Origin of the sequence: Duganella rhizosphaerae (assembly GCF_040364205.1) — a bacterium.
Lineage (GTDB): Bacteria > Pseudomonadota > Gammaproteobacteria > Burkholderiales > Burkholderiaceae_D > Rugamonas > Rugamonas rhizosphaerae.
Genome location: NZ_BPWK01000002.1, coordinates 677,644 through 692,951 on the forward strand (window position 1 = coordinate 677,644; position 15,308 = coordinate 692,951).

Genomic DNA, 15,308 nt, shown 5'->3' on the forward strand with positions numbered 1-15,308 from the left:
TGTGTTTAGAGAACAAGGCCTTACCACGATGCAAAAAAATATTGCATCGGGGGCTATTCGGATAAAATCAATGGGCGTTGGATGCGCGGAAACATGCGGCTACGCTATCGGGAGGGGCGTGCGTGATGAGACGACTGGGCGCTGCGAACATCAGGATGCTGGCCGTGCTGTTGCTGGCCTGCCTGCCGGCGACGCTGGCCGGCGTTTCCGCGCGCGCCGAGCAGGCCATCCCCGAGCAGCAGGTCAAGGCCGCCTACATCCTCAACTTCACCCGCTACGCCAGCTGGCCGGCGCCGGTGCTGGTCGAGCCGCATGCGCCGCTGGTGGTGTGCATGGTTGGACCGGGCGCGGTCGAGATGGCGCGCCAGTTGCAAAAACGCGCAGCCGGCAGCCATCCGCTGGAGCTGCGCATCGTCAACCGCGTCGAAGAAACCGAACCCTGTCACGCAGTCTACCTGGCGCTGCCCGAACGCAGCCGCCAGAGCGCATGGCTGACGCGCATGCGCGAGCAGGCCATCCTCACCATCGGCGACTCCACCTCCTTCCTGGCCGACGGCGGCATGATCAATATGCTGCTGGTCGATGGCAGCATCCGCTTTGAAGTCAACCTGACGGCGGCCAAGCATTCCGGCGTCAGCCTCAATCCCCGCATGCTGGCGCTGGCCGAACGGGTGGTCGGCGGAGATCCCAAGTGAGCGGGCTGCCCCAGCGTTGGCACGACCTGGCCCTGCAGCGCAAGCTGTTGATCGTCTCGCTGCTGACGGCGCTGGCGGCGATGCTGGTGGCCCTGGTGGCGCTGATCGCCTACGACTTCAGCGTGGTGCGGGTGCGGTTGGTGCAGGACCTGGCCAGCCGCATGGACCTGGTGTCGCTCAACCTCGACGTCGACCTGAATTTTGGCGACCGTCCCGCCGCCGTCCGCACGCTGTCGGCGCTGCGCGGCACGCCCGACATCCACAGCGCCTGCCTGTTCGACGCGCAGTACCAGCCGTTCGCCAACTATGCGCGCAGCGGCGCCGCGCAATGCGACTGGTCGGAGGAGATGGCGCCGTCCGGCCACCGCTTCCACGGCGACTATCTGTCGATGCTGGCGCCGGTGCGCTTCCAGCATGAGGTGGTGGGCTACCTGCAGGTGGAATACGCCTTGCAGCCGCTGGCCGAGCGCCTGAGCAAATATGGCCTGGTGCTGGCGGTAGTGATGATGACTTTGCTGATCGGCGGCGGATTGCAGGCGCTCGGCCTGCGGCGGCTGGTGACGCAGCCCTTGCTGGCACTGTCGAAAGTGGCGGACCAGGTGACGCGCGAGGAGCGCTACGACCTGCGCGCGCCGCATTTTTCCAACGACGAAGTGGGGCGGCTGTCGGCTGCCTTCAACACCATGCTGGCCACCATCGCCGCGCGCGACGCGGCGCTGCGGGTGAGCCAGTCGCTGCTGACCAATATCGCCGACAAATCCTCGGCCGTCATCTACGTCAAGGACCTGGAGGGACGCTACCTGATGGTCAACGAGCGATTGCGCCAGGTGCTGCCGCCAGGCTCGCCCGATCCGATCGGCCACAAGGACGCCGACATCTTCGACGACGACACCGTGAAGGTGATACGCGAAGGCGACCGGCGCGCGCTGGAATCGACCCACTCCTACATCTACGAGGAAGGCGTGCCGGATGCGCAGGGCATGGTGCGCACCTATATCTCGGAAAAATTCTGCCTGCGCGACGACCACGGCAAGGTGTGGGCGATGGGCGGCATCTCGACCGACATCACCGACCGCAAGAAGGGCGAGGTGGAATTGATCCAGTACCGCGACAAGCTGGAAGAGCTGGTGCAGCTGCGCACCGGGCAGATGGTCGACGCCAACAAGGACCTGGCCGAATCGCTGGAGACGCTGCGCCGCGCGCAGGATGAGCTGGTGCGCAGCGAGAAGCTGGCGGCCTTGGGATCGCTGGTGGCCGGCGTGGCGCACGAACTGAATACGCCGATCGGCAACAGCCTGCTGGCGGTCAGCACGCTGATCGACCAGACCCGTTCCTTCACCAAGCTGACTGCGGACGGCATGAAGCGCTCGACGCTGCAAGCCTTTGTCGACGATGTCGCCAGCGGCGGCGAGATCGTGCTGCGCAACCTGCACCGTGCGGTGGACCTGGTGTCGAGCTTCAAGCAGGTGGCGGTGGACCGCACCACCTCGCAGTGCCGCGAGTTCCTGCTGTGCGACCTGGCCAATGAGATCCTGCTGTTGCTGCTGCCGTCGTTCAAGAAGAGCGGCATCACGGTGCGCCAGGAGATACCGGTGACGATACAGATGAAGAGCTATCCGGGGCCGTTCGGGCAGGTGCTGATCAACCTGGTCAACAACGGCCTGACGCACGCCTTCGAAGACCGCACCGAAGGCGAGATACTGATCTCCGCCCGCATGCTCGATGCGGAGTGGGTGCAGGTGGTCATCCGCGACAACGGCGCCGGCATCGCGCCCGAGAACATGGGCCGCATCTACGATCCGTTCTTCACCACCAAGCTGGGACGGGGCGGTTCGGGCCTGGGCCTGAACATCGTCTACAACATCGTCTACGGCGTCTTGCGCGGCAAGATCGAAGTGGAGAGCGAACTTGGCGCCGGCACCCGCTTCGTATTGACCCTGCCCGTCACCAGCTGACCATCACCAGCTGACCGGCAGCAGGTTGGCGCACGGCGCGCCGTTCATGTGGCAGGCCAGGTTGGCGAAGGTGACGGCGGCGATCTCGCGCATCGCTTCGATCGTGAAGAAACCCTGGTGGCCGGTGACCAGCACATTGGGGAAGGTCATCAGGCGCTGGAACACGTCGTCGGCGATGATGTCGCTGGAGTGGTCGTGGAAGAACAGGCTGGCCTCCTGTTCGTAGACGTCGATCGCCAGCGCGCCCAGTTGGCGCGACTTGAGCGCGTCGATCACGGCGGCGGTGTCGATCAGCGCGCCGCGCGAGGTGTTGACCAGCATCGCACCCGGCTTCATGCGCGCCAGGCTGGCGGCGTCGATCATGTGGCGCGTGGCTTCCATCAGCGGGCAATGCAGGGAGACGATGTCCGACGCGGCCAGCAGCTGGTCCAGGGGCACGCGGGTGACCACGCCGTCAAGCTGCGGCGACGGCGCCGGATCGCTGACCAGCACCGTGCAACCCAGTCCCTTGAAGATGCGCGCCGCCGCCGTGCCGATCTGGCCGGCGCCGACGATGCCGACGGTTTTGCCGTGCAGCGTCATGCCCAGCAAGCCGTCCAGCGCGAAGTTGCCTTCGCGGACGCGCGCGTAGGCGCGGTGCGTGTTGCGGTTGAGCGTCATCACCAGGGCCAGCGCGTGTTCGGCCACCGCTTCCGGCGCGTAGGCCGGCACCCGCGCCATGAACAGGCCGAGGCGCGCGGCGGCGTTCAGGTCGACGTTGTTGAAGCCGGCGCAGCGCAGCAGCACGGCGCGCACGCCCAGCGCATGCAAGGCTTGCAGCACGGCGGCGTCCAGCTGGTCGTTGACGAACACGCAGACGGCGGCGCAGCCTTGCGCCAGCGGCACGGTGTCCAGCGTCAGCGGATCGGAGAAGTAGACCGCGTCGACGGCATGCTGTTGGCGTGCTTCGTCGAGGAAGCGGCGGTCGTAGGGCTGCGCGCTGTAGACGGCGATCTTCATGGCGCTTCGATGTCGGGAACGATGACCAGCAAATCGGTGACGCCGATATCGACGCCCGCCTGCGACAGCAAGGTGCTGGCCTGGCCGCGATGGTGGGTCTGGTGGTTGAAGAAGTGCTGCACCACGCCGCCGAAGGACTTGCAAAACAGGTCGCCCTTGGTGTTGCTGTATTCGAAGGCATGCGCCAGGTCGGCCGCGCTGACCTGCGCCGCCCATTGCGTGATGATGGTGTCGAGCTGCTGGCGGTAGGCCAGCAGCGGCGGCAGGTCTTCGCCGAAGCTGTGCGTCAGTCCGGACGGCGCAGGCAGGTCCCGCATGCACTCCAGCGCGCTGAATCTGGCCGGATGGGTGGCGAAGCGGCGCAGCCAGATGGTGTCGCCCGCCAGCAGGTGGTTCATGGTGCCGAGCAGGGAGCCGAAGAAGGCCTTGCGGTCTGCGGCCAGCTCGCCGTGCGGCAGCTTCGCGGCGGCGGCGTACAGCTTCTGGTTCATCGAGGCGTTGTAGGCCGCCATCAGGACTGTGGATTCTGGTGTCATTTTGTGAGCGCGCCTGGTTCTGGTTGCAGGAAGATCATTTGGTTGACCGCGTCCAGCTTATTGCGGCGTTCATCTTCGTCGGGTTTCTTTTTTGGCGACAGCATATCGAGCAGGTCGCGGGTGTGGGCCGCGCTGGATGGGACGGTAAGGTCTTCGATCTGCTTGTCCAGCAGGTACTTGACGGTGCGCGTCGATTGCCTGGCCGATTGATCCAGCGTGGCCTTGGCCAGGGCTCCGTCCTCGTAGGCCAGCGCGGCGTTGCTGCTGGCGTTGTCGTCGACCAGCACGTAGTTGTAGTTTTGCGATGCGCGGTCGAGCGTCAGGGCCAGTATGCCGTCCGCCCTGCTGGGCGCGTGGTAGCTGGCCTTGAGCTGCGATTGCTGCTGTTGCGCGATCGAGCGGTCCAACTGGCTGCGGCCTTGCACGCTGGTGCTTTGCGAGGCCTGGTAATCGAAGCTGTCATGCTCGCCGAGCCGCAGCGGATTGGGCGACGTTTCGGTCTGCGTGATCGAGGCGCTGAAATCGGCCAGGCCGGTGAGGGCGGCGTGGTCCTGGTCCGCCAGCGTGACCCGCTGCTGCGGCGCGGCGGGCTGCTGGCCGTAGTCGCTGTGCATCTCTGTGAGCGCGTCCTTGAACAGGCCCGCCAGCTCGGCGTCGGCGTGACCGCGCGAGGCAGCCTGGTCGAACTGGTGCAGGTAGTTGACCAGCGCCTTGGCTTGCTGCTCCTTGCTGCCCCAGGCCGCGGGCTGGCTCAGGTCCACGCCGATCTTCGCTTCGCCGGCCGGGCCGCTGAAGCGCACCGAGCGTTGTTTGGCATCGGCGTGGAAGTCCAGTCGTTGCGTGTCGGTTGCGTTCAGTTTGATTTGGGAGTGCAGGTCCACCGACGACAGCACGGAGGAGTCGAATCCGGTCAGGCCGGACAGGTCGATTTTCGGCGGCACGGCGGCCAGGCCGTCGATCGCATGTTGAAAAGCGCCCGAGAGTGCGGCCAGCGCCGCGCGTTCGTCGTCACTGAGTTTGCCGCTGCTTTGCACCTGCACCGCCACGCCGTTGTCCGAGCTGTCCAGCGCCAGGCTGACTTTGACGCCGCTTTTGGTCGTGACGGTGAGGCCGGCCTGGTCGTCGCCGACGCGATGCAGCGGCGGCAGCTGCGCGTACAGCAGCGTATCGTAGGTGCCGGTGCGCGCATCCCGGGATGACTGCTGCACCGATTGCGAGTAGTCCGAGCCGTCGGTCTTGAAGCGCTCCAGCAGCGCGGCGCCCAGGTTCTTGAAGCGGCTGGCGGACGGCAGGCCGTTGTAGTTGCGCGCGACCAGCGCGGAGATGGCGTCCTTGTCGCTGCGCTCCCAGACCAGCGGCGCGCGCGAAGCGCCATCCACCGCCTGTGCGCCGGCAACGCTGAGCGTTACCACCGAGGCCGGCGTGGCGGGCGGCGCAATACTGGCAGCGGCGGCGGACGAAATGCCGGACGTCTCCGCCGTGGCGGGCGGAGACGTGGGCGTACTGTTTTTGCTTAACGGGGTTAAGGTTGTCATAACCTTATTATACGGCGATATCCCCTCAGTGCAGCTTCACCGGCGGCAGGATCTTTGCGCGCAGCCAGTCGACCAGCGCTTGGGTGACGACGCGCGTTGTGCCGTGCAAACTGAGCAAGTGCTTCTGGTACAGCAGCTGATACAGCAGGCTCGCCGTCGCGCCGCCCACGCGGATGCTCTTGCCGGTGATGGCGCCGGTCAGCACGCCCACCGCGGCCTGCGGCCCCAGCGAAACCAGCGAGCCGTAGTCGTGATAGCGGAAGTCCGGTCGCGGCGTGCCGCTGCGGCGGGCCAGCAGGTCGGCCAGGAACATCGCCTGCTGATGCGCCACCTGCGCGCGCGGCGGCGCCGCACCCTTGATCGGGCAGACGTAGCTGGCGCAATCGCCCAGCGCGTAGATCTGGCTGTCGTTGGTCGAGCACAGGCTGGAGTCCACCACGATCTGGCGCAGATGGTTGACGGTCAGGCCGAACGTCGCGCACAGCTGCGGCGCTTCGACGCCCGCCGCCCACAAGGTCAGGTCGGCGCAGTGGGTGTTGCCGGCGGCGTCGATCACGGCGTCCTTCTGCACTTCGGCGACGGCGGTGCTGGTCAGCACGTCGATCCCGAGCGCGCGCAGTTCGCGCGCCGCGCGGTTGGCCTGCTGCGGATGCAGATGCGGCAGCAGGTGCTGGCCGCGTTCGAGGATGCTGATGCGGATATCGGTTTCCGGGTTCAGCGTGTGCACGCGGTAGGCGGCCAAGGCGCGGGCGCTGTTGCTCAACTCCGCCGCCAGCTCGACGCCGGTGGCGCCGCCGCCGACGATGACGACATCGACGCCGGTCTTCTGTTCGCCGGCCTTGATGCAGGCTTCGATGAAGCGGCGGCGGAAGGCTTCGGCTTCGTCCACGCTGTCGAGCGTGAGCGCATGCTTGGAGGCGCCGGGCACGTTGTAGAAATTGGTGACTGCGCCCAGTGCCAGCACCAGCTTGTCGTAAGCGACGATGCGGCAGACGCCATCGGTACCGCTGCCCTTGCGTGGCGCCAGGGTGATGGTCTGGTGGACGCGGTCCACGCACAGCACTTCGCCTTGCACGAATTCGAAATCATGCTCGACGGCCTGGGCGGGGAAGGACAGTTCTTCCACGCGGGGATCGCATTTTCCGGAAGCGACCGTATGCAGCAAGGGCTTCCAGAAATGGCCTGGGCAGCGGTCCACCAGCAGCACGCGGGCGCGCTTGCTGGCGCCGAGGGTGTCGCCCAAACGGGTTGCGAGCTCGAGTCCGCCCGCACCGCCTCCTACGATGACGATGGTTTCCATGTTGCGTCTCCAGATAAGTGAAAAAATCTGTGCTGCGGCTGAGGCGCCGCTTGGTGCTACGCCGCCAGTTCGTGTTTTGCGCGCTGGTCCGGCGTGTAGGGACTTGAGCGCAGCTCGCGCAGCGCGTCGTAAGTGATGAATTGGCGTGGGCGTACCACCTCGTTGCCGTATGGGGCGACGGAGACGGTCCACAGGCCGGTTTCCTCGGCGGCGCGCAGTCCGGGCACCGCGGTGTCGATGGCGATGGCGTCCTGCGGCGCGACGCCCATGGCGTTCAGCGCGCGGGCATAGGGGCCGGTGCCGGCAGGGCCGTCGAAATTGGCGCCGCCGGTGACCACCGTGAACAGGCTGTTGACGTCGGCGCCGAAGCAGCCGCTCAGCAGCGCCGAGGTGGCGGGCGCCGGCAGGTCGGTCAGCACGCAGATCTTGCAACCGGCGTTGAGCGCGTCGTCGATCAGGGCCAGCGCGGCCGGCAGCGCCTTGGGCGGCTGGGCACTGATCGCCTGATGGAACTGGCGGTGCTTGTCGGCGAACAGTTCGGCCACGCGGGCCTTGTCGCGCGAGAGCAGTTCGCAGGCGATGGCGGAACCGATGGCGCGGGCGTATCCGTGGGTGGCGGCGGCTGTACGCAGCGCCGGCAAGGTCCAGCGTACCGACAGGCCGGCGTTGGCAAACGCCGCGTTGCATGCCGCAAGGTGCAGTGCTTCGGTGTCGAACAGTACGCCGTCCAGGCCCAGGAAGATTACGTCGATGCTCATGTCGGTCTCGCTTAAAACGATGTCAGATGATTATGAATATACGGGTACAATGAACAAAAGAAAAATTAAACATTTTGAATAATCGATAAGGAATGACTTATGTATCACGCCAGCTTTCGCCAGCTACAGTCGCTGGTATTGGTCGCACGCCACGAGAGCGTGTCGCGCGCGGCGGACGCGCTGCATGTGACGCAGCCTGCGGTTTCGTTGCAAATCCGCACACTGGAGGAAATCGCCGGCATTCCGCTGACGCGCAAGGTCGGCCGCAACATCCAGCTGACGGCGGCCGGCGAGGTGATGGTGGAATTCTCCGAACGCATCCTGCGGCTGTGGGAGCAGGCCGGCGACGAGCTGGCGGCGTTGCAGGGCGTCACCAGCGGCACCTTGCGCATCGGCGCGGTGACCACGGCGGAGCACTTGCTGCCGCCGTTGCTGGTGCCGTTCACGATCGAGCGGCCCGACGTGCGGCTCAAGCTGCAGGTGGGGAACCGGGCGGAGATCGTGCAAATGCTGGCGCGGCATGAGATCGAGCTGGCCATCATGGGCACGCCGCCGCGCGAACTGCGCACCAATGCCGCCAAGTTTGCGCGGCATCCGATGGCGTTTGTCGCCAGTCCCACGCATCCGCTGATGAAGAAGAAAAAGATCACGCTCAACGATGTGATGGCGGCCAACCTGATGGTGCGCGAGCGCGGCTCGGGTACGCGCACGGCGGTCGAGCGGCTGCTGCGCGACGCCGGGCACCCGCTGGAATTCGGTTCCGAAGTGTCGAGCAACGAGGCGATCAAGCGCATGGTGTCGGCCGGGCTGGGGCTGGGTTTCCTGTCGGTGCACGCCTGCGGCCTGGAGTTCGAGGCGGGGTTACTGGCGATCCTGCCGATGCAGGAGAATCCGGTGGAGGCGGACTGGCACATCATGCACCTGACCGGCCAGCCCATCCCCAAGGTGGCGGCCGCGTTCCAGGATTTCGTCATCGAGAACGGCCAGGACCTGGTGCGGCGCGAGCTGGAAAGTTTCTACAAGCTGCTGGGGCGGCAGCGCAAGCGGGGCTGAGTCGTACCGGCCAAACTACCAATACACTCCCGCCCACTGTTTGCAGAAGTGTACTGGTACAGTTGGGCGCACTTTCCCTACAATGGGGGCTCCTGCCTGCCACCGGATACGCCCATGACGCCCGATCTGTTGTTCCCTCTTTGTGCCTTTGCCGCCATCTCGACCATCACGCCCGGCCCGAACAACGCCATGATGCTGGCTTCGGGCTTGAACTATGGCTTTACGCGCTCGCTGCCGCATCTGTTCGGCATCTGCTGCGGCTTCACGTTCATGATCTTCGCCACCGGCCTGGGCCTGCACGCGGTGTTCGAGCAGGTGCCGGTGTTGCAGCTGATCCTGAAGTACGCCGGTGCGCTGTACCTGCTGTGGCTGGCGTGGAAGCTGGCGCACGCGGCGCCGATGAGCGCCGAGCAGGCCGGCCTGTCCAAGCCGATGAGCTTTGCCGGCGCGGCGGCCTTCCAGTGGATTAATCCCAAGGCCTGGGTGATGGCGATAGGCGCGCTGACCACGTATCTGCCGCCTGGCTTCAAGGTGCTGGATGTGGCGCTGCTTTCTGGAGTGTTCGGTGTGATCGGAATATTCTGCGTCGGCTCGTGGGCGGTGTTCGGCGTGGCGATGCGGCGTGTGCTGCAGGATGCGCGTTCGGTGCGCATCTTCAATGTGGCGATGGCCTTGCTGCTGGTCGCCAGCTTGTACCCTATCCTGATACCATGATGTTTTAACGTCTCCCGAGGATTTTCGATGTTGCGTCTGATTGCCACCACCCTGTTGTTGAGCGCTCCGTTGATGGCTGCCGCCGCCACCTTGCCGTCGGACCTGATGCGGCCGGTGCCGGAGCAGGCCGCGCGCGGCATCGCCGTCAGCTGGGAGTTCAGGGTGGAGGTGGAGTCGGACCAGCTCAAGGACATCGAGCCGTGCCGCAAGGTGCTGGCCGAGCGCGGCTTCTCTCCGCTGCTGTCCAAGACGGCCAGCTCCAGCGCGCCGGCGCTGCATTTCAAGATCGTTGGCGCCAAGCAGTATCCGCAGGCCGACATCGACGCCGACGCCGCGCTGGAGGCGATACAGCAGGCCAAGTGCCCCGCAACGCTGACCTGGACGGTGGAGTCCAAGGTGCGCCAGGCGGTCCGCTAGCGCTTCTGATATTGCGCTGGTAAATGGTTCAATTTTGAACTATGCTGTTCAAAATTGAACCATTTACCAGCGTGACGCCGTCAGGAGCCTGTCCATGAATCTCATTTTTCGCCTGTTGTATGTGCTGGTCGCCTCGCTGTTCCGGCCCCGGCTGCCGGTCGGCCCGGCCACCAGCGAATTGTCGCTGCTGACCTTTCCCAACGACCTGGACATCAATCTGCACGTGAACAACGGGCGCTACCTGACGCTGTGCGACTTGAACCGGGTCGACCTGTTCATCCGCTCCGGCCTGGTGAAGCAGATGCGGCGGCATGGCTGGATGCCCGTCATCACCGAGCACACGATGACTTACCGCAAGCAGCTGGGTGTGTTCCAGCGCTTCACCGCCACCATGCACCTGACCCATTGGGACGAACGGCATTTCTTCATGACGCATCGTTTCTCGGTCGGCGACAAGCTCATCGCCGAAGGCACGTCCAAGGGCCTGTTGCTCAGCAAGCAGGGCGTGATCGCGCCGGAGACGGTGATTGCCGCGCTGCAGGCAGCGCGCTGACCAGGCGCGGGTTGTTGGTCTACAGCAGTGTCTCCAGCTGCGCGGAAACGCGGTCCATCACGCGCCGGATATCGGCCAGTTCGCGTTCCGAGGCCCCGGCCACCATGACGCTCACCACGTCGGACTGGATCTTCATGGCCTGGGCCGCCAGTTTCATGCCGTCGCCGGTCAGGGCCAGGCGCTTGGAGCGGGCATCGCTGGCATCGGCGGTGCGGGTGACCAGGCCGCGCTCCTCCATTTGCGACAGCAACATGCTCACGCCGCTTTTGGTGATGAAGCAGCGCGCCGCCAGCTCGCGCTGGCTCAGTCCCGGTGTGGTGGCCAGCGTGGCCAGCACTTCCAGGTCGCCGACCCGCAGTTGGAGATCGGCCAGCCGGTGGCTGACCACGGTTTCGCACAGATTGTAGGCGCGGACAGCCGACAGCCAGGCCTGCGTGCCGTGCGGTGATGAACGGGGTTTCATGAGTTATGGTAGAGGCGGATGCCGATTGTTCAAAGTTGTACCAATTTACCACAAGCCTCCGTGGCGTTACGGCAGCCGCAGTGCGTGCAGGTTGGCGCAGATCGTCGCCAGGTCGGCCGGCTGCGTGGCTTGCAGCGCCTGCAGGTAGCCGCGCGCGAACTGGACGGTTGCGCCGGCCGCGTCGTGCTGCTGGCCCAGTTCCCGCAACAGCCGGTCGGCAACCACCAGGTCGTTGTGGCGTCCCAGTTCCTCTTGCGTGGCGGACAGGGTTTTCAGGTACGTCCGCAGCGCCTTGCCGCTGTGCAGGGAATGGAAGAATTCCAGCGCGTAACGGGCCCGCTTGGCGGCGATGCGCGTGCGGTGGATGCTGTCCGGCGCGTCGTCGTCCATGCGTTGCGAGCGTTTCATCAGCTTCTTGTGCAGGCGCTTCATGGTGCGGTTGGCGAAGGCTAGCGCCGGTTCTTCCATGCCCTCGGCCGGCAGCTGCATCCATAAGCCCATCGTCAGCAGCAGGCGCGTGTAGCGTTGCGAGAGCAGGGCTTGCGCCGCTTCGCGCCGCTTGGCGTGGGCGGCCTTGAGCGCCAGCGCTTGCAGGTCCAGCACGCTGTTGCGGCCGCCGGGATTGGCCTGGATATGCGTCAGCGTGGACGCCAGCAGCACATCCCAATCGCGCGCCGCGCCCAGTTCCTTACCCAGCCAGCTGATGTCTTCCTGCAAGGCGGGCGGGCAGGGCGCTGCTGCTTCGAACAGCTTCAGCGCCGAGCGCAGGCGGCGCACGCCCACGCGCATCTGGTGCAGCGTTTCGGCGTCGTCGCCTTCGATGACGGCGTTTTCGTTGCGCTGGATGTGCTGCAGGCAGTTGTTGAGGATGGCCAGCCGCGCGTCGGCGGCGGTGGCGTCCGGCGCCAGCGACAGGCTTTGCGCGCGGTACGGCACGGTGCCGGTCTGGCGGCACAGCATATAGCCGCGCTCGGCCTTGTTGGTGTTGCTGAGGCGCATGGGGATCTGCTCCTGCAGCTGCAAGGCGAAGGCGAACAGGCTGGCCGGGTCGCCGTCTTTCAGTTCCAGTTCGATTTCGTTGACCGGCACCTGATGGCCGTGGCGCTCGATGTGGCCGTGGTCGAGCACCAGTTCGATGTGGTTGCCGTCGACGTCCAGGTCCCAGCTGTGGCGCTGCACTGTCACGGCGAACAGCGGCTCCAGCCGGGCTTTGAGGTCCTCGCCGTCCAGCACGTCCAGCCATTGCTGCTGGTCGCCGATCAGCTTGCGCAGCTTGCCCAGGCGCGGCCATGGACGGTCGACCGGGCCTTCCCATTCGTTGCGCCGGTGCAGGCCGCTCTGCACGCTGCCGCCGGCCTTCATGGTTTGCATCCAGGTGCCGTCGATCTTGCGCACGCGCAGGCCGGCGCCGTGGCGCAGCAGGTGCAGGTCCGGCGTGTCGAAGTAGCGGGCCGACAGTGGCTGCGAGCGCACCGGCGCGCGCGCGTGGGCGGCGATCAGCGGGTGTTGCAGCAGCTGGTCGTTGTCGGCCGGCGAGAGCAGTAGTTTGAGTTCGACTTCCATTGCTTCAGTGTAGAGGAAAAGCCGGCGCGTATCGCGCACGCCAGTGCCGGTGTTGATCGATATCGAGACTAGCGTGGATTCGGCAGATTCCGTAGAACTTGCGCCCACGCGGGCACGGCGGCGCGCCAGAAGGCGTCGATGTTGTCGGCGTTCAGGTTCATGCCGAGGAAGCGGGCGGCAGGCAGCATGGCGTCCTGCAACAGTTGTTGCGGCGCGGCGCCGTTGTCGAAGGCCGTGGCGCCGGTCTGCTTGGACAGCTTCTCGCCCAGCTCGTTGACCACCACCGGCAAGTGCAGGTAGCTCGGTTGTGGCAGGCCCAGCACCTGTTGCAGGTAGAGCTGGCGCGGCGTGGAGTCGAGCAGGTCGGCGCCGCGCACGATGTCGGTGATGCCCTGGGCGCCGTCGTCGACCACCACGGCCAACTGGTAGGCCCAGAAGCCGTCGGCGCGCTTGATGACGAAGTCGCCGACATCGTCGGTCAGGTCCTGGCTGACGGGGCCGGCCCAGCGGTCGTCGAAGCGCAGCACACAATGTGGCGATTGTGGCGCTTGCGGCACCTTCAGTCGCAGCGCGCGGGCGCTCTTGCCGGGCGCCAGGCCGTGGCGGCAGGTGCCGGGGTAGATCAGCGCCTGCGCCTGGCGGCCGGTCAGGCTCAGCTGCGAATCGGCGATTTCCTTGCGCGAACAACCGCAGGGGTAGACCAGCTCGCCCAGTTGCCGCAAGGCTTGCTGATAGAGATCGGTGCGGTGGCTTTGCCAGCTGACGTCGCCGTCCCAGTGCATGCCGCAGCGTTGCAGCGAGGCCAGGATGTGCTGGTCGGCGCCGGCCACGTTGCGGTCGCCGTCTACGTCTTCGATGCGCACCAGCCACTGGCCGTGGTGGACTTTGGCGTCCAGGTAGCTGGCCATGGCGGCCACCAGCGAGCCGATATGCAGGGGGCCGGTGGGCGAGGGGGCGAAGCGGCCGAGGTAGGGAGTGCGGTCAGTCATGCCGCCATTTTAGCGTGGCTATCGCATACAATGTACGCGCGGCAAATTCAATGGACCGCGACCACCCCTTACGTCTCCAGGAAATCATGCAAAAAATGACACCCTCCTTTGTTGCCTCCGCCTTGGCCATCAGCCTGGCGCTGGCCTTCCCCGCCCACGCCGACAGCGCCAAAAACGCCGCCGTGAAGGAAGCTCCGCTGCGCGCCCACCTGGCCTTCCTGGCCAGCGATGTGCTGGAAGGCCGCGGCACCGGCCAGCGCGGCGCCGACCTGACCGTTGCCTATCTGGAAACGCAAGCGCTGGCGCTGGGCCTGAAGCCGGGCAATGGCGACAGCTATCGCCAGTCGGTGCAGATCGCCGGCGTCAAGACGCAGCCGGCCGAGAGCACGCTGAAACTGGAAGCGGGCGGCCAGGCGCTGCCGATCAGCTTTGGCAAGGACTGGGTGTTCGCGCCGGGCGATGCGACCGCGTCGCACAGCTTCAATGCGGACCTGGTGTTCGTCGGCTACGGCATCACCGCGCCGGACGAGCAGTGGAACGATTACAAGGGCGTGGACCTGAAGGGCAAGATCCTGGTCATGATGGTCAACGATCCGCAGCCGACCGCCGAGCAGCCCAACCGCTTCAACGGCAAGGGCCTGACCTACTACGGCCGTTGGACCTACAAGTTTGAGGAAGCCCAGCGCCAGGGCGCCGCCGGCGTGCTGCTGATCCACACCACGCCGACCGCGTCGTATGGCTGGAGCGTGATCCAGAACAGCTGGTCGGGCGTGGAGCGCTTCCAGCTGGCGGCAGGCACGCTAGGCACGCAGCTGCAAGGCTGGATGACCGACGACACCGCCCGCGCGCTGTTCAAGGCGGCAGGGCAGGATATCGATGCGCTGCGCAGCGCCGCCGAACGCAAGGATTTCAAGCCGGTCCCGCTGGCCGCCAAGCTGAACGGCGAAATGAAAGCGGCCGTGCGCAAGGTCGAGCAGTTCAACGTGGCGGCCGTGGTGCCGGGCACCGATCCCAAGCTGAAGGATGAAGTGGTGATCTACAGCGCGCACTGGGACCACTTGGGCAAGCAAGGCGACACTGGGGACACGATATTCAACGGCGCGGTAGACAATGCTTCCGGTTCGGCGGCCCTGCTGGCGATGGCGCAGGAAGCGGTGCGCGCACCGGCCAAGCGCAGCCAGATGTTCCTGTGGGTGGCTGCCGAAGAGCAGGGCTTGCTGGGCAGCGCGGCCTATGCCTCGTCGCCGCTGTGGCCGCTGGCGAAGACCGCCGCCAACCTGAACCTGGACAGCCTGAATTTCGTCGGCGCCACGCGCGACATCGGCACGCAAGGCAGCGAGCGCACCGAGCTGGGCAAGCTGGCCGAGACGGCGGCCAAGGCGATGGGCATGCACATCGCCGAAGCGGAACCCGATCTGGCGGGCGGCTACTTCCGCAGCGACCACTTCAACTTCGCCAAGAACGGCGTGCCGGCGTTCTCGATCGAGTCGGGCCGCGAGTACATCAAGGATGCGGCCGGTTCGAAAGCCAAGGCCGCTGCGTACGACAAGCGCTACCATCAGGTGAGCGATGAGTACGATGCGAGCTGGGACTTGTCGGGCATGGTGCAGACGGCGCAATACACGCTGAACCTGGGCCGCCTGATCGCCAACGGCGCCAAGCTGCCGGAATGGAAAGCCGGCGACGCTTTCGCCAAGCCGCGCAACGCCAAGTAAGCCATCGGGATCACGTAGTACAAGCAGCCTGTGGGCTGCTTTTTTTTTGATGCGGCGGTGAAT

The 15,308-nt window shown here is 65.8% G+C and carries 15 protein-coding genes; 7 read left to right on the top strand and 8 right to left on the bottom strand.

Annotated elements, in window-relative coordinates; all coding sequences use genetic code 11:
- The first annotated feature begins 125 nt into the window (after nt 1-125).
- On the top strand, nt 126-695 hold the full coding sequence (locus RUGAMON1_RS06755; RefSeq protein ID WP_445229889.1) for a TOL_0243 family YfiR-like periplasmic protein: 570 nt from the start codon (nt 126-128) through the stop codon (nt 693-695).
- Entirely contained in the window at nt 692-2,650 is a 1,959-nt protein-coding gene (locus RUGAMON1_RS06760) for an ATP-binding protein (RefSeq protein WP_445229767.1), read from the top strand. The genes RUGAMON1_RS06755 and RUGAMON1_RS06760 overlap by 4 nt, the downstream gene beginning before the upstream one ends.
- A gap of 3 nt (nt 2,651-2,653) precedes the next feature.
- Here the strand turns inward: RUGAMON1_RS06760 and RUGAMON1_RS06765 are convergent, their stop codons facing one another.
- From RUGAMON1_RS06765 to RUGAMON1_RS06785, 5 genes are read right to left on the bottom strand one after another with little or no spacing between them, the layout of a single operon-like run.
- Nucleotides 2,654-3,649, bottom strand: a complete 996-nt coding sequence (locus RUGAMON1_RS06765) for a 2-hydroxyacid dehydrogenase (RefSeq protein WP_445229768.1) — start codon at nt 3,647-3,649, stop codon at nt 2,654-2,656.
- Nucleotides 3,646-4,185 carry a DinB family protein gene (locus RUGAMON1_RS06770; protein ID WP_445229769.1) on the bottom strand — a complete coding sequence of 180 codons (540 nt, stop codon included), beginning with the start codon at nt 4,183-4,185 and terminating at the stop codon, nt 3,646-3,648. Before RUGAMON1_RS06770 ends, RUGAMON1_RS06765 begins: the two co-directional genes overlap by 4 nt.
- Nucleotides 4,182-5,720: a hypothetical protein gene (locus RUGAMON1_RS06775; protein ID WP_445229770.1), complete on the bottom strand. Its 1,539-nt coding sequence runs from the start codon at nt 5,718-5,720 to the stop codon at nt 4,182-4,184. Before RUGAMON1_RS06775 ends, RUGAMON1_RS06770 begins: the two co-directional genes overlap by 4 nt.
- 25 nt (nt 5,721-5,745) lie before the next feature.
- Entirely contained in the window at nt 5,746-7,020 is a 1,275-nt protein-coding gene (locus RUGAMON1_RS06780; protein ID WP_445229771.1) for an NAD(P)/FAD-dependent oxidoreductase, read from the bottom strand.
- Between the two features lie 56 nt (nt 7,021-7,076).
- Nucleotides 7,077-7,778: an HAD family hydrolase gene (locus RUGAMON1_RS06785; RefSeq protein ID WP_445229772.1), complete on the bottom strand. Its 702-nt coding sequence runs from the start codon at nt 7,776-7,778 to the stop codon at nt 7,077-7,079.
- A gap of 99 nt (nt 7,779-7,877) precedes the next feature.
- On the opposite strand from RUGAMON1_RS06785, the gene RUGAMON1_RS06790 reads away from it, so the two are divergent.
- The 4 genes from RUGAMON1_RS06790 (at nt 7,878) to RUGAMON1_RS06805 (ending at nt 10,515) form a co-directional block, all read left to right on the top strand.
- Nucleotides 7,878-8,831 (top strand): LysR family transcriptional regulator, encoded by a 954-nt coding sequence (locus tag RUGAMON1_RS06790; protein WP_116993569.1) that lies wholly within the window; start codon nt 7,878-7,880, stop codon nt 8,829-8,831.
- A 114-nt stretch (nt 8,832-8,945) separates the two neighbouring features.
- Nucleotides 8,946-9,545 carry a LysE family translocator gene (locus RUGAMON1_RS06795; RefSeq protein WP_445229773.1) on the top strand — a complete coding sequence of 200 codons (600 nt, stop codon included), beginning with the start codon at nt 8,946-8,948 and terminating at the stop codon, nt 9,543-9,545.
- Between the two features lie 27 nt (nt 9,546-9,572).
- Nucleotides 9,573-9,962, top strand: a complete 390-nt coding sequence (locus RUGAMON1_RS06800) for a hypothetical protein (protein WP_445229774.1) — start codon at nt 9,573-9,575, stop codon at nt 9,960-9,962.
- Nucleotides 9,963-10,056: 94 nt separating this feature from the next.
- Entirely contained in the window at nt 10,057-10,515 is a 459-nt protein-coding gene (locus tag RUGAMON1_RS06805; protein WP_445229775.1) for an acyl-CoA thioesterase, read from the top strand.
- A gap of 19 nt (nt 10,516-10,534) precedes the next feature.
- Here RUGAMON1_RS06805 and RUGAMON1_RS06810 read toward each other — a convergent pair whose 3' ends face one another.
- The 3 genes from RUGAMON1_RS06810 to gluQRS form a co-directional block, all read right to left on the bottom strand.
- Nucleotides 10,535-10,978, bottom strand: coding sequence for a MarR family winged helix-turn-helix transcriptional regulator (locus RUGAMON1_RS06810; RefSeq protein ID WP_445229776.1), 444 nt, complete (start codon nt 10,976-10,978; stop codon nt 10,535-10,537).
- A gap of 66 nt (nt 10,979-11,044) precedes the next feature.
- Nucleotides 11,045-12,541 (bottom strand): CYTH and CHAD domain-containing protein, encoded by a 1,497-nt coding sequence (locus RUGAMON1_RS06815; RefSeq protein WP_445229777.1) that lies wholly within the window; start codon nt 12,539-12,541, stop codon nt 11,045-11,047.
- 68 nt (nt 12,542-12,609) lie between these two features.
- Nucleotides 12,610-13,530: a tRNA glutamyl-Q(34) synthetase GluQRS gene (gluQRS, locus tag RUGAMON1_RS06820; RefSeq protein ID WP_445229778.1), complete on the bottom strand. Its 921-nt coding sequence runs from the start codon at nt 13,528-13,530 to the stop codon at nt 12,610-12,612.
- 86 nt (nt 13,531-13,616) lie between these two features.
- Between gluQRS and RUGAMON1_RS06825 the strand changes: the two genes are divergently transcribed.
- Nucleotides 13,617-15,245: a M28 family peptidase gene (locus RUGAMON1_RS06825; protein WP_445229779.1), complete on the top strand. Its 1,629-nt coding sequence runs from the start codon at nt 13,617-13,619 to the stop codon at nt 15,243-15,245.
- Nucleotides 15,246-15,308: the final 63 nt, after the last annotated feature.

What these genes read in the sequence shown, in the direction of transcription:
- RUGAMON1_RS06755 (WP_445229889.1), top strand. Translation starts at nt 126, where the DNA reads ATGAGACGACTGGGCGCTGCGAACATCAGGATGCTGGCCGTGCTGTTG.
- RUGAMON1_RS06780 (WP_445229771.1), bottom strand. Translation starts at nt 7,020, where the DNA reads ATGGAAACCATCGTCATCGTAGGAGGCGGTGCGGGCGGACTCGAGCTC.
- gluQRS (WP_445229778.1), bottom strand. Translation starts at nt 13,530, where the DNA reads ATGACTGACCGCACTCCCTACCTCGGCCGCTTCGCCCCCTCGCCCACC.
- RUGAMON1_RS06785 (WP_445229772.1), bottom strand. Translation starts at nt 7,778, where the DNA reads ATGAGCATCGACGTAATCTTCCTGGGCCTGGACGGCGTACTGTTCGAC.
- RUGAMON1_RS06800 (WP_445229774.1), top strand. Translation starts at nt 9,573, where the DNA reads ATGTTGCGTCTGATTGCCACCACCCTGTTGTTGAGCGCTCCGTTGATG.
- RUGAMON1_RS06765 (WP_445229768.1), bottom strand. Translation starts at nt 3,649, where the DNA reads ATGAAGATCGCCGTCTACAGCGCGCAGCCCTACGACCGCCGCTTCCTC.
- RUGAMON1_RS06825 (WP_445229779.1), top strand. Translation starts at nt 13,617, where the DNA reads ATGCAAAAAATGACACCCTCCTTTGTTGCCTCCGCCTTGGCCATCAGC.
- RUGAMON1_RS06810 (WP_445229776.1), bottom strand. Translation starts at nt 10,978, where the DNA reads ATGAAACCCCGTTCATCACCGCACGGCACGCAGGCCTGGCTGTCGGCT.
- RUGAMON1_RS06815 (WP_445229777.1), bottom strand. Translation starts at nt 12,541, where the DNA reads ATGGAAGTCGAACTCAAACTACTGCTCTCGCCGGCCGACAACGACCAG.
- RUGAMON1_RS06770 (WP_445229769.1), bottom strand. Translation starts at nt 4,185, where the DNA reads ATGACACCAGAATCCACAGTCCTGATGGCGGCCTACAACGCCTCGATG.
- RUGAMON1_RS06795 (WP_445229773.1), top strand. Translation starts at nt 8,946, where the DNA reads ATGACGCCCGATCTGTTGTTCCCTCTTTGTGCCTTTGCCGCCATCTCG.
- RUGAMON1_RS06805 (WP_445229775.1), top strand. Translation starts at nt 10,057, where the DNA reads ATGAATCTCATTTTTCGCCTGTTGTATGTGCTGGTCGCCTCGCTGTTC.
- RUGAMON1_RS06775 (WP_445229770.1), bottom strand. Translation starts at nt 5,720, where the DNA reads ATGACAACCTTAACCCCGTTAAGCAAAAACAGTACGCCCACGTCTCCG.
- RUGAMON1_RS06790 (WP_116993569.1), top strand. Translation starts at nt 7,878, where the DNA reads ATGTATCACGCCAGCTTTCGCCAGCTACAGTCGCTGGTATTGGTCGCA.